A 22,972-nucleotide genomic window follows, 5' to 3' on the forward strand; every position below is an offset into this window, starting at 1 on the left:
TTTTCTAATTTATATTTAGATTTTCTACTTTAAAGTTTTTGTCTTTAAGATATTTCACTACACTATCATCCGGAGCAAAATGACCTGCACCGGCAACAACAAAGTATATTTTTTTATCTTTTGAATTTAGCATTTCAGAAATTTTGTCAGCCATCATAACATCTCTATCTTTAAATAGAGTTATTGTAAAGTCATCCTGTTTGACAATCATTTTACTAAGAGATTCTCTATTGCCTTCAATCCATAAACTTTGCATTTTTGAAATAGGCTCTAAGAATTTTTCAGTTGATTTACTTTCCGGACTATCTAAAAATCCAATAATCATTTGTTTATATTTTTCGGGGCTGAAGTCAGATAATAAATCTATTTGAAATTTTGTTGATTCCAGTTCTTTGATTGTTTTTCCCATAGTGTTAGCCTTAGATATAAAGTATGTGTCTATCCCAAAAGCTGAAGCATAAGGATTTTTAGACTGAATAGGAAGTGAAGTAATTAAACTGTTAAGAGACCAGATATTTAAGTTTGCATAATTATTTTCCGGAATTTTATAACCATCCATATAATTTTTTAATTTACTGTAGTTTTCCTCTCCTAAGTCATCTTTTACAGTTTTTCCATCTGTTCTAATCATTTTTGATTGAATATATTTTATAGATTCCGCATTACTTATGTTTGCTTCAACATAGAGTTCATTTGAAGAATTAAAGGCATCTATAACATTACGGTCTATCGGATACATAGAAGAGTTACCGACATGAATTGAGCCGAATAGATATACGGTGTTTCCGTTGTTTTCTATTTTGAAGAATATTCCCTTTGAACCAAGATTATTTTTATTTATTATGTTTTCAAGTGCTCTATTATAAAATACTACTGCTTGCTCATAGTTTGCTTTTTTATCTAATTCTAAGTTCTTTCCGTCTCCAATTAGAATTTTATTTTCAGTAAGATATTTTATGACATCGGTATTATTATTTATATCTTTGTCATAAAGTGACATTAGATTAAAAATATTGTATAATATGTTTTTTCTTGAAGAGTTTTTCTCTACATTTATTGTTTTAAATACAGGATTTTTTTCTAATTTATAGGTTGAAAGTTTCATCCTTGTATTTTTATCGAGTTCTTCAATTTCTTTTTGAGTTATTTCTTTAGTAAAATCTTTTCCGGATGTCATATAGTCCGGTGAATATATTCCTGCCTTTGCAGCATTATCTAATGCTAATGTTGCCCATGAGCTAAACTTTACAGGTTGATTTTCTTTGGCAAAACTATTTGTTATGTTAAAGAATAATATAAAAATCAGAAGTGTAATAAATTTTTGTGTTTTTTTCATTTTTTATTCCTTTCATGAAATTTAATCATACATAATTTGAAATCATCTAATTAGTGAAACAACATTATATAACTTTTAATATATAATTTCAATAATCTAATATTTAGTGTGATAATGTAAAAAATATATTTTTTTTATTAAATGTATGCTATTATAGAGTTAATAGAAGTAAGTTTTGCACAAAAGTTTTATCTTTAATAAAGAAAAGAGGCGAGAGTTATGAAATGTAAGTTTAAAATATTAGCTATATTGTGTTTAGTGATAGCGTTAAATATTTCAGCATGCGGTAAAGCTTCTAATGATGTTCAAAATGAAGAAAAGAACAAAACGGAAAATGCTCAAACAAATGCAAAAGCTGAAGAAGAAAACTCTAAAGAGGAAAATGTCAAAGAAGAAGATAAAGTTGAGGAAAATATTAAAATTGATAAAGATATTGCAGAGTTTACTTCTAAATATTTAGATTTTTATAATCAAGACGGAAATGCTTATGTAGAAATATCATTTGAAGAAAAAAATTTTGTACCGGAGAAAGTCTGGAAAAAGGTGGAATTTATTGAGACATATAATAAAGATGACGTACTTGAAAAAAAACCGAAATTTTATAAAATGCTCATAAGTTGCAATAATAATGTTTTATTTGATGTAGTATCTGAACGATATAGTGGTGCTGAAAAATCTTTAGGTAAGTTCAAATTGAATAAAGGGGAAGCCTTTATAATGCCTATATATGATAGAGAAAACAGCAGTTGTTTTATTAGAGCTAACAAATTTCCGGATTTATATGTTGATAATTTTGCAGATATGCCTACTTATTTCGGATATGAAACTGAATTTACAAAGGAGATTTCATTTAATGCTTTTAAATGGAAGAAGATGCTGAAGCCTGACCTATTGGCAAACGGATATTCTTATGAATCTACATCTAAGAAACAAGGCAATGTTGATTTAGATGGAGATAAAAAATTGGAAACTATATATTTTGTTTCTGATGGATGGGCGGATTCTCTAAATGAAGATGGAGAAATGGAATATGCAAAATTTAAAGGCAGATTTGAAATAGATGAAAAAGATTTTGATTTAACAAAAATAATTAAAGATGAAGTATATGGCAAAGGAATGGATGAAAATGATACTATTTATGATCTTGAAGTTATAGATATAGATCCTAATGACAATTATAAAGAGTTGGCATTAATTATTTCAAGAGAAACGGGAAATGATATCTTGATGTTCCATTATAAGAATGGAGAACTTAAATTTATAGGTGGAGCATATCAGGTTATTTATGACAGGGCTTCAATTTGTACCTCGGAAAAAGAGCCCGTCTTTGCCACAAGAGCTTATGAACATATGTTTTTCCCGTATGTTAGAGATATTAAGTATGAACTGAAAGATGAAAAGTTTGTTGAACTTGAGTTTGATACTAATGAAATGTTTGATTTTGATTCAAGAATTACAGTATATCCTACAAAAGTGATAAATATATACAAGACTCCTACTGATACAAAGCCTATAGGAAGTGTAAATAAAGATGATGTACTTTTATTACTTGAAACAGACGGAAAATTATGGATTAAAGTTAAGGTTTTTGAAAGTGGAGAAACAGGATATGTGAGACTTGAACATGGAAATAAAAAATCTAAATTTGAGAATTCACTATATGATCAACCTGAGGTAGATGCAGAAACTATGTTTGAAGGAACTCCTGCGTATGGAAGATAATATTCTATAGTCCTCTTATTAACAGTAAGAGGACTTTATATTTTTATAAAATAGAGGTAAATATGTTAGATAAAAGTGGATGGACAGAAAAAAATTACAATCATCTGAAAAAGCTCATAGAAGAGAATAAGAGTTGTAATTTTACAAATAAATATAATAGAAATTATGCAGTATCAGATTGGGATAATACTTCTGCAATGTTTGATGTTGAAGAAGCCGTATTTTTGTATCAGCTATTTAATTTAAAATTTAGTATGACAAGAGATGAATTTGAATATGTTTTAAGAAAAGACATAGAAATAGAAATAAATTCTTTTATAGACAATTTAATTATAAAAACAGTTGAATATTATGATGATTTAATTGAAATGAAATCTAAAATTGAGTTGAGTGAAATAAAATCAACTGTTAGTTATAAAAATTTTGTGAATATGATGGCTTATTTATTTAAAGAATTTGCACAGACATTAGAATATGGAACTGCATGTTATAAAATACTTTATCTATTTTTTAATATGTCGGAAGAAGATGTAAGAGATATTACAAGAAAAGCACTTGAGTTTTGGAGTGAAAAAGCCCTACAAATTATGAATTTTGAAATCGAGCTGGCTAGAGAAAGAAAATTATTGTCATATAAAGTCGGTATTCGCGCTATAAAACAGCAAGTTGATTTATATAGAGAACTTAGAGAGAATAATATAGATGTATATATTTGCAGTGCATCTTCACAAATAGTAGTAGAGGAGTTTGCAATTTCAAAAAAATTCGGATATGGATTTAAAATTGGAGAAATAGCAGGACTTGAATTAGAAAAAGATAAAAATGGAAAGTTTTTGCCTATTACAAAAGAAAATTCATTGAGAACATATATGAAAGGCAAAGCTGAATATTTAGATATATTAAAATCTAAATATAATAAGGCGCCGATATTATTTATGGGAGATAGCAATGGAGATTATGATGCTTTGAGCTATGGAGGATTAAAAGTCGGACTAATAATAAATATTAAAAAAAATGGCAAGATAAATGAACTAAAAAAGCTTGCATATGATAATTGTGAAGACGGAACTATATATTTATTACAGGGAAGAGATGAAACAACCGGAGAATTTATAAGCAGTCAAGACAGCATATCATTAAATTAAAAATAAAAGATACTGAAAATCTTTTGGATTTCAGTATCTTTTATTTTATAAATTTCAATGAACTATTTATTTGCTTGCAAAATTGTCAAAGTATCCTTGAATATATACTACAGGAGTTCCCTTATCTCCGGAGCCTGAAGTTAAATCGGCAAGTGAACCTAAAAGGTCCGTAATTCTTCTTGGAGTTGTGCCGAGAGTTTCATTTTTGCCTGTCAAATCTGCATCTTTATTGTTTATTTTCTCTTTTAATATATTTTCAGCATCTTTTTCAGAAAGACTTGATAATTCGGTATCTGCTATATATTTAATTTTGAGCTCATTAGGAGTGCCTGAAAGACCTTTTGTATGAGCGGGTGATACAACCGGGTCGGCAAGTTCCCAAATTTTTCCGACAGGGTCTTTAAATGCACCGTCTCCATAAACCATAACTTCTACTTGTCTGTTGGAATATTTACATAACTTTTCTTGAAGTTCATCTACAAATGTTTGACAATCTCTTGGGAATAGTTTTACTCTTTCATCATTTGAAAGGTTACTTCCAAGTAAACCGAAGTCTTCATTATATCCGGAACCGTCTATCGGACCTGAAAGGATATCATCAAGTCCATATACTATGCTTGCGCCGGCATCTTTTAGTTCTTGTTTTACAAAATCTCTTGTATGAATTGAGCATACAAGTACATCTTTTGTGTATTTTAATATGGCTTTAGGATCATTTGAAAAATGAATTTCACTATTAGGTGCAATTTCTTTATATAGTTTTACATAGTCAATACCTGTAAATTTATGTTTAACTTCTTCGCCGAATATTTTTCTATATTCATTTTCCTCAAGTATATCTGTATAAGGGTTTATATTTTTTTCATATAAAAGTTTTTCGTCCATTAAATGGTTTCCAACTTCATCAGATGGATATGAGAACAGTATATGAAGTTTTCTTCCGCTTTTTGCAATTCCTCTTAAAAGAACTGAAAATCTGTTTCTACTTAGTATAGGGAACACTACCCCTATTTCATTTGGGAATTTTTCTGATATGTCTTTTGCGATTTGATCAGTTGTAGCATAATTTCCTTGGCTTCTTGCAACTAATGATTCTGTAACTGCAACAACATCTTTATCTTTTATTTCTATATTTTCTGATTTTACAGCATTAATTACTGATTCATATACTATTTCAATTAAATCGTCTCCGTTTTTTACTATGGGTGTTCTGATTCCTCTTACTACTGTGCCAACATATCTTTCCATTAAAATCCTCCTAATTTATATATCTGATTTTCAGATAAAAAATAATCTAATGCTTTATCAAAGTCATCGTGAATAACTTCATCTACAAATTGCATTGAGTATCCTATTCCAAGTTTGATAGGTTTTGTTTCTATTGTAGCAAAAAATTTGTCGTAAAAACCTCCGCCGTATCCGATTCGGTATCCATTTTTGTCAAAGGCAAGTCCCGGTACTATAACCAAGTCTATAATTTTTGGGTCTACAAAGTTCAAATCCTTTTCCGTAGGTTCAAGTATTCCCATATAATTTTCTTTAAGGGAATCAAAATCTCTAAGACATGAAACATTCATAGTCATTGTATTTCTGTCGATTACCGGAATATAAACATTTTTTTCGTCTTTTAATGCTTTTTTTATAATTTTATGTGTGTTAACTTCTTTTTTATAGCTTACAAATATAAATATGTGATTGCTTTTTTTATATATATCACTGTTTATGAAATTTTCATATATTTTTTCTGATGAATTCTCAATATAGTCTTCTGAAAGTTCATTTCTTTTTTTGGACATTAATTTTCTAAACTCAATTTTATTCATAGTTCACCTCTAACTAGATATATTATACACTAATTTTACAAAAATTTTTGAATTTTATTGATGATTGTGTGAAATTTTTATGTTAATTGTGTTGCATAGTCAATATGGCTTGTAATTTGTAATTATTTTGTAATATAATAATGAATAGTGATTTAAAGAAATAGAAAGGATAAGCTATGATAGTATTTGAAAATGTTTATAAAGAATATTCAAATGGAGTGATGGCTCTTTCAAATATTAATATGAATATACCTGATGGAGATTTTTTATTTTTAGTAGGCTCAAGCGGTGCAGGAAAATCTTCAATGATAAAACTCTTAATAAGAGAAGAAGAAGTTACAAGAGGTAAAATATTAATTGATGATACGGATATTACAAAACTTAGGAAAAAAAAGATACCTAAACTTAGAAGAGATATATCTGTCGTATTTCAAGATTTCAGATTGTTGGATAAAAAAACAATATTTGAAAATGTAGCATATGCACTTGAAATACAAGGAGCAAGTAAATCTGAAATAAAGAAAAGTGTAGCACAAGCATTGGACCTTGTAAGTCTTACAGGTAAAGAAAATTGTTATCCAAAAGAATTATCAGGTGGAGAATCTCAAAGAGTATCTATTGCAAGAGCAATAGTAAATAAAGCGCCTATACTTGTGTGTGACGAGCCTACAGGAAATCTTGATCAAGAAACTGCTTGGGAAATTATGAATGCCTTAACAAAGATAAATGAACAGGGAACTACCATAATTATGGCGACTCATGCTGTTGATATAGTAGATAAAATGCAACGACATGTTATAACTCTTTCTGATGGACATATTGTAAAAGACATTGAAAGAGGAGGCTATCTATGAGAGCGATTAGAAGATTTCTAAATATTTTAAAAGAGAGCATTAAAGGAATATCGAGAAATTTTGCAATGTCTATTGCTTCTATAGTTTCAATAGCGGCAATGCTGACTTTATTCGGGTTTATATTTATCTTGATACTCAATATAAACAGTTCGGTATACCACTTGGGGCATAAGCTTGATAAGGTTATTGTGTATTTAAAAGAAGATATAGAGCCGTCTACTGTTAATAAACTTATTGATCAAATAGGAAATGATGATAGAGTAATGCAAGTTCAATATACTTCAAAAGAACAGGCTCTTGAAGATTTTAAGGAAAGGTTTGGAGATAAAAAGTATATTTTAGATTCCATTCCTGAAAATACATTACCTGCATCGCTTGTTATAAGCTTAAAAGATTTGTCTTATTCAAAGGATGTTGTCAATACAATAAAAACAAATAAATTTATTGAAAGAGTAGATTATCATTATGATTTAATTGAAAAGATGATGACCTTTGAAAAAGGAGTAAAATATATAGGCTCTGCAGTAGTTATTGCACTTATATTTGTTGCTGTTCTAATTATACACAATACGATTAAGATAGCAGTTGCGAACAGAAAACGTGAGATATATATTATGAAGTATGTTGGAGCTACAAATTTTTATATTAGAGGTCCTTTTTTAATAGAGGGAATAATATTTGGAATTATCGGTGCATTAATAGCACTTTTAATAGTGTATTTTGCATATGAATATAGCTATATAAGAGTAAATCAATATATTGAAAATTTATTTGGAACAAGTATTGCAACTCCTCAAAGTATTAGTAAAAATATTTCCATAATATTTTTGTGTATAGGAGTAGGTATAGGATATTTGGGTTCTTTAATGTCTACAAAGAGATTTTTAGATGTTTAGAATTGGAGTGAAGTAATGAAAAAGAAGAAAAGTTTTATTCTATTTTTAGTAATAGCGTTAGTTTTTTCACAACCTGTGTTTGCATCAAGTAGTACTCAGCTTCAAAAACAAAAGCAAAAGGTTGAGAAGAAAAAAGAAGATGCTACAAAGAAAATGGAAAAAACAAAAGATAAATTAAAGAATAAGCAAGAAGATGTAGATACGGTACAAGCTCAAATCTCAGCATTAGACAGAAAAATTGACGGGCTTACATCGAATATAAATCAGCTTGAAAATAAAATTAATTCCTTAAATTCTGAAATTATAAAAAATCAAGAGCTTTTAGATAAAACTATAAAAGATTTAGAAGAAAAGCAAAAGCTCTTCGGACAAAGAGTAAGAGCTATGTATATGAACGGAAATGTGAATTACATTGAGGTAATATTAAATTCACGAAGTATGGAGGATTTAATAAGAAACAATGAAATTATAACTTCAATAGCAAATTATGATAAAAAACTTGTAGATTATATTTCAGAACAAGCTGAATTGATTAAAAAAACAAGAGCTAAACTTGAAAGTGATAGGAATGAAGTTACTCTTTCAAAAGCAAAGCTTGAACAAGAAAAGGTTGGATTTGTTGCTGCCAACAATGAAAAACAATCTTATATGAATGTCTTACAGAAAGATTTAGAGGCATATAGAAAAGAATATGAAAAAGCCCAAGAAAATTGGAGTAAGCTTGACGGCGAAATAGTAAGACTTCAGAAAGAAATTGCAGCTGCAAAAAAACGCGAGGAAGATATTGCCAAGACAGGGAATATAAATATAAAAATAAGACCGGGAGCAAAAGTCGGTTGGCCTGTTCCGGGTCACAATTCAATTTCGTCACCATACGGAATGAGATTTCACCCGATACTTAAGATATCCAGATTTCACTCCGGAGTAGATATTCCGGCACCTAACGGTACACCGGTAGTTGCTGCAAGAGCGGGTACTGTAATAATGGCAAGAGCTATGAGCGGTTATGGAAATGTTGTAATGGTGGACCATGGAGATATTGTTACTGTATATGCACATAACAGTTCAATAAAAGTTAAAGTTGGACAAAGTGTAAGTCAAGGAGATATTGTGGCACTTGTGGGTTCAACAGGACTTTCAACAGGACCACATTTACATTTTGAAGTTAGAATAAATGGACAGACAGTAGATCCTATGGGTTATTTATAAAGGAAGAAAATTTATGAAAAAAAAGATGATAAAAATTTTAGCTGTTATATTGCTTTTAATAGGTACAAATTTTTTGACATATAATGCAGCTATATACGGCTATGGGAATGCATCTTCTACGAAATATGCAAGAATAAAATTCTTAGAGGATTATGTTAAGAAAAATTTTCTTTATCCTGTAACAGACGAAGATTTTGAGATTGGAGAATTAAAGGGAGTAATTGCAGGTTTAAATGATCCGTATTCAGAATATATGACAAAAGAAGAATACGATAAACTTATGGAAACAACATCCGGAAAATTTTATGGCATAGGTGTTGTTATAACAAAAGGGGAAGATAATTTAATTACAGTTATATCACCTATAAAAGGTTCTCCGGCAGACAAAGCAGGCGTAAAGGCACAGGATAAAATAATAAAAGTTGAGGGTGTTGAATACACTGCAGAAAAAATGAACGATGCTATTGCAGTTATGAAAGGTAAAAAAGGGACAAAGGTAAATATTACCGTATATACTCCATCTACAAGTGAGACAAGAGATTTGTCTATGGAAAGAGATGAAGTTAAAATGGAAACAATAATATCTAAAAAGATAAACAATATTGGATATATAGCAATAACTCAATTTGATGAAACTACTTATCCTGATTTTAAAGAGGCATTAAATAAGCTTGAGAGAGAAGATGTAAAGGGACTTGTTATTGATCTTAGAGGAAATCCGGGAGGAGTTGTAGATGCTGCTGCAAATATAGCGGATGAACTTTTACCTGAAGGAATGATAGTCTATGCTAAAGATAAAAATGAAAAAACTGTATTTGAATTTAAATCGGATTCAAATCAGACAGAGCTTCCAATAACAGTTTTAATTAACAAGGGAAGTGCATCTGCATCTGAAATTTTAGCAGGAGCATTACATGACCATAAGAGGGCTACAATTATAGGAACTACATCTTTTGGAAAAGGTATAGTGCAAAGTGCTGCAAGATTTCCAAAAGGAGACGGGATAAAACTTACAACATCTCAATACTTTACTCCGAATGGGGTATGTATTCATAAGATAGGAATAAAACCTGATATTGAAATTGAAATTGAAAAAGATGCAAAAGGAATAGGGGTAGAGTATTTGGATACCGATACTCAATTAAAAAAAGCAATAGAAGTATTAAATGAAAGTATAAATAAAGAGTCTCAACACTGAGACTCTATTATTTTTATAAAATTATTTAATATTATCTTGCCATAGGCGGAATATTTTCCCTCAGGATGGAAAATTACCCCGTAAATATTTTTACTTTTAAATTCAAAAGCGGCTATAGGTGAGGTATCTGTATAGCCTATATTTTTAAAACCGACAGGTAATGATTCTACACTATATCCATGAAACATATGAGTATTTTGTAAATGAGGAAGATTTTTAAATAAATCGGATGTTGAATCTAAATAGGTTACAGTTTCGCCCTTTTCAAACGGATATTTTTCTTTGCCGACATTTCCGCCAAAAACTATCGCAATTATTTCCATGCCGGAGCATATTCCCAAAATTGGAATATTAAGTTTAAATATTTTTTCATCAATCCACGAAGCATCATCTGCTTTTATATTTGAGATTCCGCCGCCCAATATAATTCCATCAACATCAAGCATAACAGCTCTTTCATAAGCGGAATTATTATCTGTTATATAAACATCAGCAAATTCCTCAATTTTTTCTTTTATTTTTTCAGGGTAAGAGTACCCGAAATCTACAATAAGTATTTTTTTCATAAACACCTCAATTAATAAATTAAATTTCCATTAAATAGTATACCCATTAATTTGTCTATATTTTTTAAAAGTTATAACAATTTATATATTAAAATCAAATTTATTAAAATCCGCCTGTAGAGCCTCCGCCTGTAGAACCTCCGCTTGATGATGTTCCATAATAAGTCGAAGTTGAAGTACTTCCTATTAATGAATAATTAAATGTTGACATCATAGGATAATTCCAAAATATCGGAATAAAGATATCTGAATTTATATCTAAATTTTCTTTTAAATTATTTAATGCTTTTTCTTTTAATCCAAAAGCAATTGCATAAAGTAATAGAGTTTGTTTATCGTCATTACTTTTGTATTCAAAATTTGAAACTTTTTTTAATTCACTGTATAAAGTAGTATATAACTTGTATTGTTCATCTCCAAGAGGTGTTTTTTTGGTTATTAACATAATAGAGAGAATAAATATAATTATTGATATAGGTAGAATTAAAATAGCCAATATGCTTTTACTGATTAACAATAAAATACTCATTACAAATGCAAATAGAGAAAACAGCATAGCTGTTATTGATATTACTAAATATTTAGGCTTTTTATATATAACACCTTTTTTATAAAGTTCATCTTTGACAAGTTCATAATATTTATTAAAGTCTCTCATAAATGTCATAGAATTTGATTTTCTTGCGGAGTTTAATTGATTTGTAGAAACAGTTTTACCATCTCCATATGAGAATATTAAATCGTATAGATATTTTTCGTCTTCTGATAAATTTGTAGGAGAGTTTGTTTTTACAAATATATAATTTTCTTTTTGTTTATCTTTTTTAGTTGTATAATTTTCAACATTAATTTTTAAAAAGTCTCTTTTTTCAAAATCAAATATTGTTGCAAGAATTACAGACGGCAAATAATTTCCAATTATAAAAACGGATGCTTCTGAAGGAGATAGCTTTAAAAATTTTCCTATGGGTTGTTTTTCATTTTCATCTTTTTTTGAATAAAAGATGAAAATAACAATCATAAATATAAATGAAGGTATAATTAAAATAGAACTCAATACTTTAGCCATATCTTTATTTATCGGAAAATTTTCAAAAAATTCGTCAAGATTTTCAGAAGATACATTTTTGATATTTGTGCTTTCTGAAATAAATTCTTTTGGGAAAGAAGCAGCTATTGAAATTGAAGAACTATTTATATTATCAGAAGAAATGGTTAATGTTCCGTTACCTTCATCAATGTTAAGTTTATTCTCGGTGTAGTAGTTCATAAATTTATCTAATTTAGGAACTTCAACAGTTCCTACAAAACTTTCAATTTTTGTATCTATATCACTTAAAAAAGTATATGCAATAATACCCGAGTCAGTTCCAAGTATTGCTCCATTTTTGAGTGTATATTCAAATGTTAAATTAATAGAACCGGTCCAAGGTATATAAGCTTTAATTTTTGCGGAGTTATCTGACTTAGTAACAGTATATACATAAGAATCTCCATTTTTTGCTTTGTCAGTCGGACTGAATTTTTTATAATCAGATTTGATTATTAAATTTTCTATAGAATCACTGTTTTTAATAACTATATTTCTGTAAATTCCATTCATATTTTTAGAACTTTTATAGTTAACAGTTTCCGTAATTTTTAAGTCTCCGTTTTTTTCTACAACTACTTTAGAATCAAATTTTTGTATTGTTGTAGAACTGTCCGCAAATATATTTTGCGGGATTATTAGGAGTAATAATGTTAAAAGTAGAAATAATTTTTTCATAAATTCACCTCTTTATAAATTATACCAAATAAAAAAAATAGATAAATAAGTTATTATTAAAAAATAAAAATGGGGGTATATAAGTAACATATGACAAGGAGGATTTTATGATATACGATTTAATAGTTTTGGGGGCAGGACCTGCAGGACTTACAGCGGGTCTTTATGGTGCAAGAGCTAAACTTAATACACTTGTAATAGAAAAAGCTGTTGAAGGAGGACAAATTTCATCAACTACAGATGTTGAAAATTATCCCGGTTCATTAATGGTTTCAGGTTTAGAACTTGCAATGACAATAAAATCACAGGCAGAAAATTTTGGAACTGAATTTGTGATGGATGAAGTTATAGATGTTGAACTTGAAGGAAAAGTAAAAAAAGTAATTTGCAAAGAAAATGTATATGAGGCCAAGGTGATAATAATTGCAACAGGAGCACATCCGAGAAAAATAGGATGTGTAGGAGAAGATGAATTTATCGGCAGAGGAGTATCATATTGTGCTACTTGTGATGCTGCATTTTATCAAGACCTTGATGTATATGTTGTCGGCGGTGGAGATAGTGCCGTAGATGAAGCGTTATTTATTTCTAAATTTGCAAAAAATGTTTATATAATTCACAGAAGAGATGAATTAAGAGCAAGTAAATCACTACAAGATAGAGCTTTTAAAAATAAAAAAATTCATTTTATTTGGAATAGTGCAATAGAAGAAATAAAGGGCGATAAAATAGTAAATGAAATCAGTATAAAAAATTTAAAGACAGGAGAAATTACAAATATATCCAAGAAAGAACCATTTGGAATATTTGTATTTATAGGATATGTTCCTGCAACTAAAGTTTTTGAAGGAAAGCTTGATATGGAAGATGGATATATATTAACAGATAATAATATGAAAACAAGCGTTGAGGGTGTATTTGCAGCGGGAGATCTCAGAGTTAAAGAGGTTAGACAAGTTGTAACTGCTACATCAGATGGAGCGATAGCTGCAGTTGTTGCTGAAAAGTACATTGCAGAACAAGAAGGTACTCTTTACGAAGGTTTTAAAAATTAATCTTAAACATCTTTTACGAGAGATGTTTAAGGTGAGTTTAAATTTCACATAAATTATTTGAAAAATATTAATGGATTTGATATAATGACTTTAAATTTAATAGAACTATGATGAGGAATAGTAAATTAATTTAGAATTGTAGAGAGTTTACGGATGGTGAAAGTAGATATTTTGGTTAATTGAATCCACCTCTGAGTTTTAATTTTTAAAGTGAACCGATAAGGTTAATTAGGGTGGCAACGCGGGTCTTCTCGTCCCTTTGAGGGATGGAGAAGGCTTTTTTTTTATATTAAATTAAAAGGGAGGAAGAAATGTTAGATATTAAATTTTTAAGAGCAAATCCTGAGGTAGTAAAAGAAAATATTAAGAAGAAGTTTCAAGATGAAAAGCTTCCATTAGTTGATGAGGTAATAGAGCTTGATGAACAATTAAGGGCTGTTAAAACTAAAGGAGATGAATTACGCTCAAGAAGAAATTATGTTTCTAAAGAAATTGGAGCTTTTATGCAAAAAAAAGAAATTGAAAAGGCAAATGAAGCAAAGATTGAAGTAAAGAATATAAATGATGAACTTGAAAAGCTTGAAGCGGAAGAAAAAGAGTTAGATAGAGAATTAACTCAAAGAATGATGATAATACCTCAAATTATTGACAAATCGGTTCCAATCGGAAAAGATGATTCTGAAAATGTTGAAATTGAAAAATTTGGAGAGCCTGTAGTTCCTGAATATGAAGTACCTTATCATATAGATATAATGGAAAAATTTGACGGTGTAGATTTAGATGCTGCAAGAAGAACATCAGGAAATGGATTTTATTATTTGAGAGGAGATATTGCAAGACTTCATTCTGCGATATTATCTTATGCAAGAGATTTTATGATAGACAGAGGATTTACTTATTATATTCCGCCGTTTATGATTCGTTCAGATGTAGTTACAGGTGTAATGAGCTTTGCCGAAATGGAAAATATGATGTATAAAATTGAAGGCGAAGATCTTTACTTGATAGGCACAAGTGAACATTCAATGATAGGTAAATTTATAAATACCATAACACCTGAAAATGATATGCCGCTTACGATGACATCATATTCTCCATGTTTCAGAAAAGAAGTGGGAGCTCATGGAATTGAAGAAAGAGGAGTTTATAGAATACATCAATTTGAAAAACAGGAAATGGTAGTAATTTGTAAGCCGGAAGATTCTCCATATTGGTTTGATCAATTATGGAAGAATACTGTAGATTTTTTTAGAAGTCTTGAAATACCGGTTCGTACACTTGAATGTTGTTCAGGAGATTTGGCAGATTTAAAAGTTAAATCACTTGATGTTGAAGCATGGTCTCCAAGACAAAAAAAATATTTTGAGGTTGGATCATGTTCAAATCTTGGCGATGCTCAAGCGAGAAGACTTAATATAAAATTAAAAGGTGAAGATGGCAATTATCTTGCACATACACTAAATAATACAGTAGTGGCACCTCCGAGAATGTTAATAGCATTTTTAGAAAACTTACTTCAAGAAGATGGAAGTATCAGAATACCGGAGCCGCTTCAACCATATATGGGCGGTAAAGAAAAAATTGAAATAAAGAAATAAAAAGTTTGTTTGAAATATCAATTGAAAAAAGTTAACCTATAATGTATACTGATAATACATTGGGGAGTAGCTAATATTTTTCAGTCGTCAATACGGATAATACCCGGCTGAAAACCATTTATGGTAGCAAGACCACTGTTTCGTGTGAAGCAGTGGCTTTTTTATTAACAGGAGGAATTTTATGCAATGGTATAATAAGTTGTCTGAAGAAGTTTTTGAAGAATTAGATACTTCAGAAGAAGGTCTTTCAGAAGAACAGGTGTTGGAAAGATTTATAGAATTCGGGAAAAATGAACTGGAGAAAGAAGAAAAAAAACCTTTTATAAAAAAACTTGCAGATCAATTTTTAGATCCTATGATTATTATTTTAATATGTGCGGGATTAGTTTCGGCATATTTTAAAGAGGTTGTAGATTCAATAATAATAGTTGCAATAGTAGTAGTCAATGCTACACTTTCAATATATCAAGAGGGAAAAGCGGAAGAAGCCATTGCTGCACTTCAAAAAATGTCGTCACCTAAAGCTAAAGTAGTGAGAAATGGAAAATCTATTGAAGTTGATTCGGCAGAACTTGTACCCGGAGATTATGTAATACTTGAAACAGGAGATATAGTGCCTGCCGATTTAAGACTTGTTGACAGCAAAAACTTAAAAATTGATGAATCTTCACTTACAGGAGAGTCTGTTCCGGTAGAAAAAAATGCCAAAGAGATTTATAAATCTAAAATGGAAATTGGCGATAGGGCTAATATGGCTTATTCTTCGACAATAGTATCCTATGGCAGAGGGGCAGGAGTTGTAGTTGAAACAGGTATAAAAACTGAAATCGGACAAATAGCAACATCAATTCAGACAGTAGATAGAGAGCAGACACCATTACAAAAAAAACTTGCCGGTCTTTCAAAAACACTTGGTATTTTGGTGGTAGCTATTTGTATTTTGGTATTATTAGTGGGACTTTTATACAAGCATGACTTTCTAACAATGTTTATGACGTCAATTTCTCTTGCAGTTGCGGCAGTGCCTGAGGGTCTTCCTGCAATAGTAACAATTGTACTGTCAATAGGAATGGGTAAAATGGCAGAGAAAAATGCTATAGTTAAGAAACTTTTAGCAGTAGAAACGCTCGGCACTACAACAGTAATATGCTCCGATAAAACTGGTACACTTACGCAAAATGAAATGACGGTAGTAAAGGCATTTATAGACTCAAAGACAATTGAAATTGCCGGAACGGGATATTTACCGAAAGGGGAAATAACATATAGCGGTCAAAATATTTTGTTAGATGACTTTAAAGATTTAAAACTTCTTGCAACAATAGCTGCACTTACAAATGATGCAAGGTTAAATATAACAGAAAACGATGAGGCATCAATAATAGGAGATCCAACTGAGGGAGCATTATTGACATTTGCAGAAAAAGTTGGATATTCGGTAGATGAATTAAACAATAAATATAGCAGAGATGCAGAGATACCGTTTGATTCAGATAGAAAAATGATGTCTACAATTCATAGCGGATATACAGAAAATAAAGCGATTTCTTTTACAAAAGGCGCTCCGGATATAGTTCTTTCAAACTGTAAATATTATTTGGATAATGGAGAAATAAAAGAGCTTACAAATGAAGCAAAAGATACAATAATGTCTGTCAATTCAAGATTTGCAAGATCCGCTCTTAGAGTACTTGCTTATGCATATAGAGAATTTGATCAGATTCCTTCGGTGCTGACAAGTGAAAATGTTGAAAGAGAAATGATATTTGTAGGGCTTACCGGAATGATTGACCCTGCAAGACCTGAAGTAATACAGGCAATATCGGAATGTAAAGATGCGGGAATAATACCTGTAATGATAACAGGTGATTACCTTGAAACCGGTCTTGCGATAGCAATTGAACTTGGAATAGCAAAAGATAAAACTCAAGCAATAATGGGAAGAGAACTCAATGATATGACAGATGAACAAATTAGAGAAATTGTCAAAGAAAAAAGAGTATTTACAAGAGTATCACCTGAAAATAAAGTTCAGATAGTTCGTGCATTAAAAGAAAATGGTCATATTGCAGCTATGACAGGTGACGGAGTGAATGATGCACCTGCAATAAAGAGAGCGGATATAGGTATAGCAATGGGCATTACGGGAACAGATGTTGCAAAAAATACTGCCGATGTAATACTGACAGATGATAATTTTGCCACAATAGTAAATGCAGTTGAGGAAGGAAGAATAATCTATTCTAACATAAAAAAATTTGTAGGATTTTTATTATCATGTAACATTGGAGAAGTTCTTATAGTTTTAATATCAATAATATTAAATTTGCCTGTACCGCTAATTCCAATACAGTTATTATGGCTTAATCTTGTAACAGATTCATTCCCTGCGCTTGCACTTGGAGTTGAAAATGCAGATGCAAAAATAATGCAAGAGCCGCCGAGAGATCCGAATGAATCAATTTTAGATAAAGAACTTAAAATTACAGTATTAGTTCAATCAATAGCTATTACAATTTCAACACTTGGCGCATATATGATAGGGTTAAAGTGGTTTGGAAAAGAGGGAATAGGGCTTGAATACGCAAGAACTATGGCTTTTGCAACATTGATTTTATCAGAACTTTTAAGATCATATTCAGCAAGATCAATAAAAAATACCCTGTTAAGTATCGGAATATTTTCTAACAGAAAACTTGTTTCAGCTACAGCTTTTTCACTTATGCTTATGTTACTTGTAATGTATATTCCCGGAATAAGAGAGTTGTTTAAGCTTGAGAGTATAGGAATAAGGGAATGGGTAGTTGTATTAGTTGCATCCGTAATTCCTTTAATACTTGGGGAAATACAAAAAGCGCTTAGATTCGAATCTAAAAAGTCTTTCTAATAAGAAAGACTTTTTATTTTTTAGCTGTTTATATCAGTAGTGAAGATACTTATATATTTTATTATTTGAATGTTAAAACAAATATATTATAAAAACATTTTTAATATAATAGAGATTGACAGTAAAACAATAGTAAAATTTTTGGCAAAAAAAAACAGATATTTAATATCTGTTTTAAGTTAAATATTCAATTAATAGATTTGGAGCGGTATAATAACTGCTATTTCCACCTATTGTATTTTCCTTTCCGATTCTTGTATATGGAGCTATAAATTTTTCGTTATATATAAACATTCCTAAGACTGCTGAAAAATTATTTATTTCAAGTTTTCCATCTTCTGAAAATTCTACAAATTGTAAAGGCTGCATTTTGTAATACTCTTGATAAATATATTTTTTCTGTAAAGCATTTTGTGAAATTTCTTTCCATTTTTCGATACAATGGTTTTTTCCACAATAAACTCCATGACTTGCATAGTCATCTATAGGTTTTAATATATAACTGTTTTTATTTTTTACCAACTCATCTATTGTGTCTTCAGTGAGAGATATTGTAACAGGTATATGCTCTTTAATAAATTCATTTTCAGAGTCAGATAAAAATTTTGTTGTTGCAGGTTCTCTTAAAATTTTAAAAATCAGTTTTGTATGCATTAATTGAGATCTAAAGGAACCCAGCATCATAAATGCATTGTCGTAGTATGCTTTTATAAAATCTTTAAATTCATTATAATGTTTCATAAATTCTATTGTAACGATTCTTCTGTACACTAAATCAACAGTATAGTCATCCTTTTTCAGCTTACCGTCTTTATATTTTAAATCTCTTATATCAATAATTTCACAATTATATCCAAGTTCGTTATATTTTTCCTTAAACTTTTTAAACTCATGAGGAGTACCTATATCAAGAAGGTCAACTATTGCTATATTTGGTTTTTTATTATAGATTTTTTCATATATGCCAATGGATTCTTTTACCCATGGAGTAAATAAATCAACATTTTTAACATTATAGTATTTCTTAAATTCTTTCATTGCAAGAGTATTTAAAAGAAGCTCGCCAATCGTATTATCTTCATTCATTGCAGATGAACCGTCAGTATTAAATTCACAAAATTTAAAATTTTCCTTTCCGTTGTAGAATACATCATATCTTGCGATAGGAACGGGCACATCATAGATTGGATTGTGTAAAATTAAATTTTCAAGTTCTTCTGAAAATTCAAACAACTTTCTATACTCAGAATTTATTAAATATTCATCAGTAACTTTTCTTGTAATGCTCATTAGAATAGACGACATATTTTCAAAAATTTTCCTGTCTTCTTGTGAATAGAATAGTCCTTGATAGGTTGTAGGGACAGGTTTATTTTTATATATTGCACTTGAATTTGCAACAGAATTTTTAAATTTTAAAAAGTCATTATAATATTTTTCTTCATCTGATTTTATAATTTCAATATATTTATCTACAAATTTACTGTTATACATTTTCCACCTCAATCTTATTTTTAAATACAGCTTCTTTTAATCCATATTTTTCAGCTGTTTTTTCAAATTCATTTTTAGGTACGCTATTTGAATTTAATAGTTCAAATAGAGGCATTAAATAATTTCTATCTATATCTGAAAGACCGTCATGAGCAATATTTAAAAGAACGGTTGCATGTTCAAAGATAGTTTTATTTAAAAATATCCCTAAAAGTCCTTTTTCGGCGGATGATTTTTTTGCATTAATTACATCTTCATATTTTACTTCTCTGTACATTTCGTAAAGTCTTTCAAGATTATTTTTATTATAGAAAAGCCCCTCTATAAGTGCTGCCGCTCCAAAGTTATAAGGCATTTTTACGGCATCCATCATTCTGAATTCCAAATATTTTTTTGCTCTGATATCGGGAAATACAATAGATAGGGCATGATATATAAGATCATCGTTATCTTTTTTAGGATTAAATATTGATTTAAATGGCAATTCGTTAACATCTTCAAGCTTTTTATTCTTATCTATAAAAATTGGAGTAGTATTTAAAATAAACTCGGCATATTTTTTATAAGAAAAATTATCATCAAATGCAATTTTTAGGGTTCCACTTCTATCCGGATCTGTATTTTCCCAAATGGTTTGTCTTAGATTATGTTTTTTATAAGGTTTGTTTTCGAAAATCGGACTGTTATCAAAAATAGTATATAGAATAGGAGAAATAGCATTTGCCAAAAAATATTTTTTCTTAAAATCATATTCATTTTCAAAATCTATAGATACTTGAACTGATGCAGTTCCTTTCATCATATTATGAGCCATATTTCCTTTTGATTTAAAATAATTAAACATATAGTCATATCTTTTTTTAGGGAGTATCTTTATCTCATCAATTTTTGTTTTTGGATGGTATCCAAGCGCAAGTAAAAATTGTCCTTTTTTCTCGAAAAATGGAAGTGCAATTTGCATAAAATTTTTATATTTACGTTCTAAGTCGGTTACAGATTTTTGTGCAACAACACTAAGTTCAAATTGTGCACCGGGTTCTGTTGAAACTGAGTAGTCATCTGTTTCAAATCCCAAAATAAAATCTCCATCCATAATAGGAACGGCATTAAAAAAATTACATAATTCTTTAATTGTACTGCCAACTCCATTTTCTCCATAATAGGATATTGTGTTTAAAGTATTTTTATCTATTACAAAATGCTCGAATTCCACGCCTATTTTAAAAAGATTTTTAGGTTTCTCGCCATCTTTAATATAATTTATAATTCTTTCTACTTGTTCGTTGTAATTATAATTCATACAAACCTCCTCGATAGATATTAAATACCCAATAAGTATATAAAATATTCTTTTTAAAAAATTGTCTATATAAGATTAAAAATTCATTGACACTTTAGGTTTTTATATTTATACTATAAGAAAGGTTTATGAAGTGAGAAGTAACATAATGATACCTTCCAAGAGAGTTCGGTTTGGTGAAAACGAATAAGGTTAGTTTTGTGAATAGGATCATGGAAATTTTCAGGTAAGCTAATGTGAGCCTGTTACGTTTAATCGCGTTATTGATTGTGAGTGGGTGTATTAACATCAATTTGAGTGGTACCGCGATTAAGTCGTCTCTTTTTTTAAAGAGACTTTTTTTATAATCAAAATTAAATATCTTATGTAAAAATAGCACGAATATTCGTGCTATTTTTACGTCTAAATTTTGTCATTTCGACTGTAATGTCGTAAAAATTTTCCTTATCATTTTTACTGGAGTACCGATAGTCTTACTTTTTTGTCATTTCGACAGAGGTTCAGATAGCTTTACTTTTTTGTCATTTCGACTGGAGGCGCAGCCGAAACGGAGAAATCTCATGTTATACAATGACAGAAAGAAAAAAGATCTCTCCACTCCAATTCACTGCACTACGTTCCGTTCATTTTCGGTCGAGATGACATAAAATAAGTCTATATTCTAATCAATACAACATTCTAAAAGCGTTTTAAGGGTGTAATGGGGGAGCGTGAGGGGGAGATGGAGAATCGCAACTCCCTTCGCCCCCTCACAATAATAAAAGAAGTGTAAATATTATAAATTATGATGGTATGTAATAGATCTCTCCATGCACGCCTTCGGCGTTTAGTCGAGATGACAAGAGGTAAAAGATCTCTCCACTACGGTCAAGATGACAAGAAGGTAAAAAGTCACTATGCTACGGTTGAGATGGCATAAAAATGTGTCGAGATGAAAAAGAAATCTATATTGACATATGAATAAATAGATTTTATAATATAAAAAGAACATATGTTCTAAAGCATCTATTTATAATAAGGAGGTTTAGTATGAATTATAAAGAGATTGACGATTTATATGTACTTGCTAAAGCTAACGATGAGAACGCAAAAGTATTGCTTTTAAAAAGACTTGATCCGCTTATTAAGTCATCTATAAAAAAATATTGCCCAATGTGGAATTTTTACGATGATTTATATAATGACGGTATTGTGATTATACTTGAGCTTATTGTATCGTTTAATTCAAGTAAAGGTTCTTTTCTGAATTATGTAAAAAATTATCTTAAGTATTTTTATCTTGATACGTTTAAATACTTGGTAAAAGATGAAAGGAATATTGGGTCATTAGATGATGAAACTGTCAAAATTTTTGAGTTTTTAGAGAGTGATTTCAACTTAGAAGAAAGTATTTTATGTAGTGATGAAGTTTTAAAATTAAGGTCAGCTTTTAGTGTCTTAACTAAAAGACAGAGAGATGTTTTAATTATGTTTTATTTTTATAATATGTCAATTTCAGATATTGCAAATAAACTTAGAATAAAATATAGAACGGTTGTCAACACTAAAACAAGAGCTATTGAAATTTTAAGGGAGGTTTTGAGATGATAGTTGATAAAAGGCCGATAAAATATAATTTTTCAAGTAGAAGCATGACAAAGATTATTTATATTGTAGTACATGATACAGGCAATTCAAATAAGGGAGCAGATGCAATAAATCATTATAGATATTTTAACGGGGGAAACAGAAATGCATCAGCACATTTTTTTGTTGATGAAAATGGTGTGGTTGAAACTGTTGAAGTTTCAAAAACCGCATGGCATTGTGGAGATGGACATGGCAGATATGGCATTACCAACAATAATTCGATAGGAATTGAGCTTTGTGTAAATGAGGGTTCTGATTTTGAGAAAACTAAAGCTAATGCGATTAAGCTAATCAGGTTCTTAATGGAAAGTTATGGCATAACTAAAAATAATGTGGTTAGACATTTTGATGCTTCAAGAAAACTTTGCCCACGTTCAATGAGTGCTGATAATTGGAAACAATGGTGGATTTTCAAAGAAATGATTTAGATATTTTGAAATATCCGCTTTTAAATTTTACATAACTTCTAACAATAAATCTGTGTGATTTATT

At 29.8% G+C, this 22,972-nt stretch carries 18 protein-coding genes and 2 other annotated features; of the genes, 11 read left to right on the plus strand and 7 right to left on the minus strand.

From position 1 onward, the window contains the following. Nucleotides 1-4: 4 nt before the first annotated feature. Entirely contained in the window at nucleotides 5-1,336 is a 1,332-nt protein-coding gene (locus M915_RS00515; RefSeq protein ID WP_036728369.1) for a TraB/GumN family protein, read from the minus strand. A 219-nt stretch (nucleotides 1,337-1,555) separates the two neighbouring features. On the opposite strand from M915_RS00515, the gene M915_RS00520 reads away from it, so the two are divergent. Both M915_RS00520 and M915_RS00525 read left to right on the plus strand, forming a co-directional pair. Beyond that, nucleotides 1,556-3,058, plus strand: a complete 1,503-nt coding sequence (locus M915_RS00520; protein ID WP_036728372.1) for an SH3 domain-containing protein — start codon at nucleotides 1,556-1,558, stop codon at nucleotides 3,056-3,058. Nucleotides 3,059-3,120: 62 nt separating this feature from the next. Further along, nucleotides 3,121-4,203, plus strand: a complete 1,083-nt coding sequence (locus M915_RS00525) for an HAD family hydrolase (protein WP_036728375.1) — start codon at nucleotides 3,121-3,123, stop codon at nucleotides 4,201-4,203. Between the two features lie 66 nt (nucleotides 4,204-4,269). Here M915_RS00525 and M915_RS00530 read toward each other — a convergent pair whose 3' ends face one another. After that, complete coding sequence (locus M915_RS00530; protein ID WP_009222437.1) at nucleotides 4,270-5,451, minus strand: coenzyme F420-0:L-glutamate ligase; 1,182 nt, start codon at nucleotides 5,449-5,451, stop codon at nucleotides 4,270-4,272. Next, the gene (locus M915_RS00535) at nucleotides 5,451-6,026 is read right to left on the minus strand and encodes a 5-formyltetrahydrofolate cyclo-ligase (protein ID WP_009222436.1); all 576 of its coding nucleotides are present in this window, start codon (nucleotides 6,024-6,026) and stop codon (nucleotides 5,451-5,453) included. Before M915_RS00535 ends, M915_RS00530 begins: the two co-directional genes overlap by 1 nt. Before the next feature lie 176 nt (nucleotides 6,027-6,202). Between M915_RS00535 and ftsE the strand changes: the two genes are divergently transcribed. Genes ftsE through M915_RS00555 form a run of 4 tightly spaced genes read left to right on the plus strand, consistent with a single transcriptional unit; the run spans nucleotide 6,203 to nucleotide 10,183 of the window. Next, nucleotides 6,203-6,880, plus strand: coding sequence for a cell division ATP-binding protein FtsE (ftsE, locus tag M915_RS00540; protein WP_036728378.1), 678 nt, complete (start codon nucleotides 6,203-6,205; stop codon nucleotides 6,878-6,880). Next, nucleotides 6,877-7,776 (plus strand): permease-like cell division protein FtsX, encoded by a 900-nt coding sequence (gene ftsX / locus M915_RS00545; RefSeq protein WP_036728379.1) that lies wholly within the window; start codon nucleotides 6,877-6,879, stop codon nucleotides 7,774-7,776. The genes ftsE and ftsX overlap by 4 nt, the downstream gene beginning before the upstream one ends. A 15-nt stretch (nucleotides 7,777-7,791) precedes the next feature. Continuing rightward, complete coding sequence (locus tag M915_RS00550; RefSeq protein WP_036728382.1) at nucleotides 7,792-8,985, plus strand: murein hydrolase activator EnvC family protein; 1,194 nt, start codon at nucleotides 7,792-7,794, stop codon at nucleotides 8,983-8,985. A gap of 13 nt (nucleotides 8,986-8,998) precedes the next feature. After that, nucleotides 8,999-10,183 carry a S41 family peptidase gene (locus M915_RS00555; RefSeq protein ID WP_009222434.1) on the plus strand — a complete coding sequence of 395 codons (1,185 nt, stop codon included), beginning with the start codon at nucleotides 8,999-9,001 and terminating at the stop codon, nucleotides 10,181-10,183. Here the strand turns inward: M915_RS00555 and M915_RS00560 are convergent. After that, entirely contained in the window at nucleotides 10,174-10,749 is a 576-nt protein-coding gene (locus tag M915_RS00560; protein ID WP_050747998.1) for a glutamine amidotransferase-related protein, read from the minus strand. The genes M915_RS00555 and M915_RS00560 overlap by 10 nt on opposite strands. A 103-nt stretch (nucleotides 10,750-10,852) precedes the next feature. After that, nucleotides 10,853-12,517 carry a DUF2207 domain-containing protein gene (locus M915_RS00565; RefSeq protein WP_036728383.1) on the minus strand — a complete coding sequence of 555 codons (1,665 nt, stop codon included), beginning with the start codon at nucleotides 12,515-12,517 and terminating at the stop codon, nucleotides 10,853-10,855. Nucleotides 12,518-12,624: 107 nt separating this feature from the next. On the opposite strand from M915_RS00565, the gene trxB reads away from it, so the two are divergent. From trxB to M915_RS00580, 3 genes are all read left to right on the plus strand, one after another. After that, the gene (gene trxB, locus M915_RS00570) at nucleotides 12,625-13,572 is read left to right on the plus strand and encodes a thioredoxin-disulfide reductase (protein WP_036728385.1); all 948 of its coding nucleotides are present in this window, start codon (nucleotides 12,625-12,627) and stop codon (nucleotides 13,570-13,572) included. A 98-nt stretch (nucleotides 13,573-13,670) separates the two neighbouring features. After that, nucleotides 13,671-13,834: a binding site (T-box leader), on the plus strand. 49 nt (nucleotides 13,835-13,883) lie between these two features. After that, nucleotides 13,884-15,170, plus strand: coding sequence for a serine--tRNA ligase (gene serS / locus M915_RS00575; protein ID WP_009222430.1), 1,287 nt, complete (start codon nucleotides 13,884-13,886; stop codon nucleotides 15,168-15,170). 181 nt (nucleotides 15,171-15,351) lie between these two features. Further along, nucleotides 15,352-18,057, plus strand: a complete 2,706-nt coding sequence (locus tag M915_RS00580) for a calcium-translocating P-type ATPase, PMCA-type (RefSeq protein WP_036728388.1) — start codon at nucleotides 15,352-15,354, stop codon at nucleotides 18,055-18,057. Between the two features lie 174 nt (nucleotides 18,058-18,231). On the opposite strand, the gene M915_RS00585 is transcribed toward M915_RS00580, so the two are convergent. Both M915_RS00585 and M915_RS00590 read right to left on the minus strand, forming a co-directional pair. Continuing rightward, nucleotides 18,232-19,551, minus strand: coding sequence for a glutathionylspermidine synthase family protein (locus M915_RS00585; RefSeq protein WP_036728389.1), 1,320 nt, complete (start codon nucleotides 19,549-19,551; stop codon nucleotides 18,232-18,234). Further along, nucleotides 19,544-20,851: a glutamate--cysteine ligase gene (locus M915_RS00590; RefSeq protein ID WP_036728391.1), complete on the minus strand. Its 1,308-nt coding sequence runs from the start codon at nucleotides 20,849-20,851 to the stop codon at nucleotides 19,544-19,546. The genes M915_RS00585 and M915_RS00590 overlap by 8 nt, the downstream gene beginning before the upstream one ends. Before the next feature lie 119 nt (nucleotides 20,852-20,970). Beyond that, nucleotides 20,971-21,176 (plus strand) — a binding site (T-box leader). Between the two features lie 704 nt (nucleotides 21,177-21,880). Between M915_RS00590 and M915_RS00595 the strand changes: the two genes are divergently transcribed. Together M915_RS00595 and M915_RS00600 are read left to right on the plus strand one after the other, a co-directional pair. After that, on the plus strand, nucleotides 21,881-22,438 hold the full coding sequence (locus M915_RS00595) for a sigma-70 family RNA polymerase sigma factor (RefSeq protein WP_009222426.1): 558 nt from the start codon (nucleotides 21,881-21,883) through the stop codon (nucleotides 22,436-22,438). Further along, the gene (locus M915_RS00600) at nucleotides 22,435-22,908 is read left to right on the plus strand and encodes a peptidoglycan recognition protein family protein (protein ID WP_036728393.1); all 474 of its coding nucleotides are present in this window, start codon (nucleotides 22,435-22,437) and stop codon (nucleotides 22,906-22,908) included. Before M915_RS00595 ends, M915_RS00600 begins: the two co-directional genes overlap by 4 nt. Nucleotides 22,909-22,972 lie beyond the last annotated feature (64 nt).

This window comes from Peptoniphilus mikwangii (assembly GCF_000468535.1).
GTDB classification, from domain to species: Bacteria; Bacillota; Clostridia; order Tissierellales; family Peptoniphilaceae; genus Anaerosphaera; species Anaerosphaera mikwangii.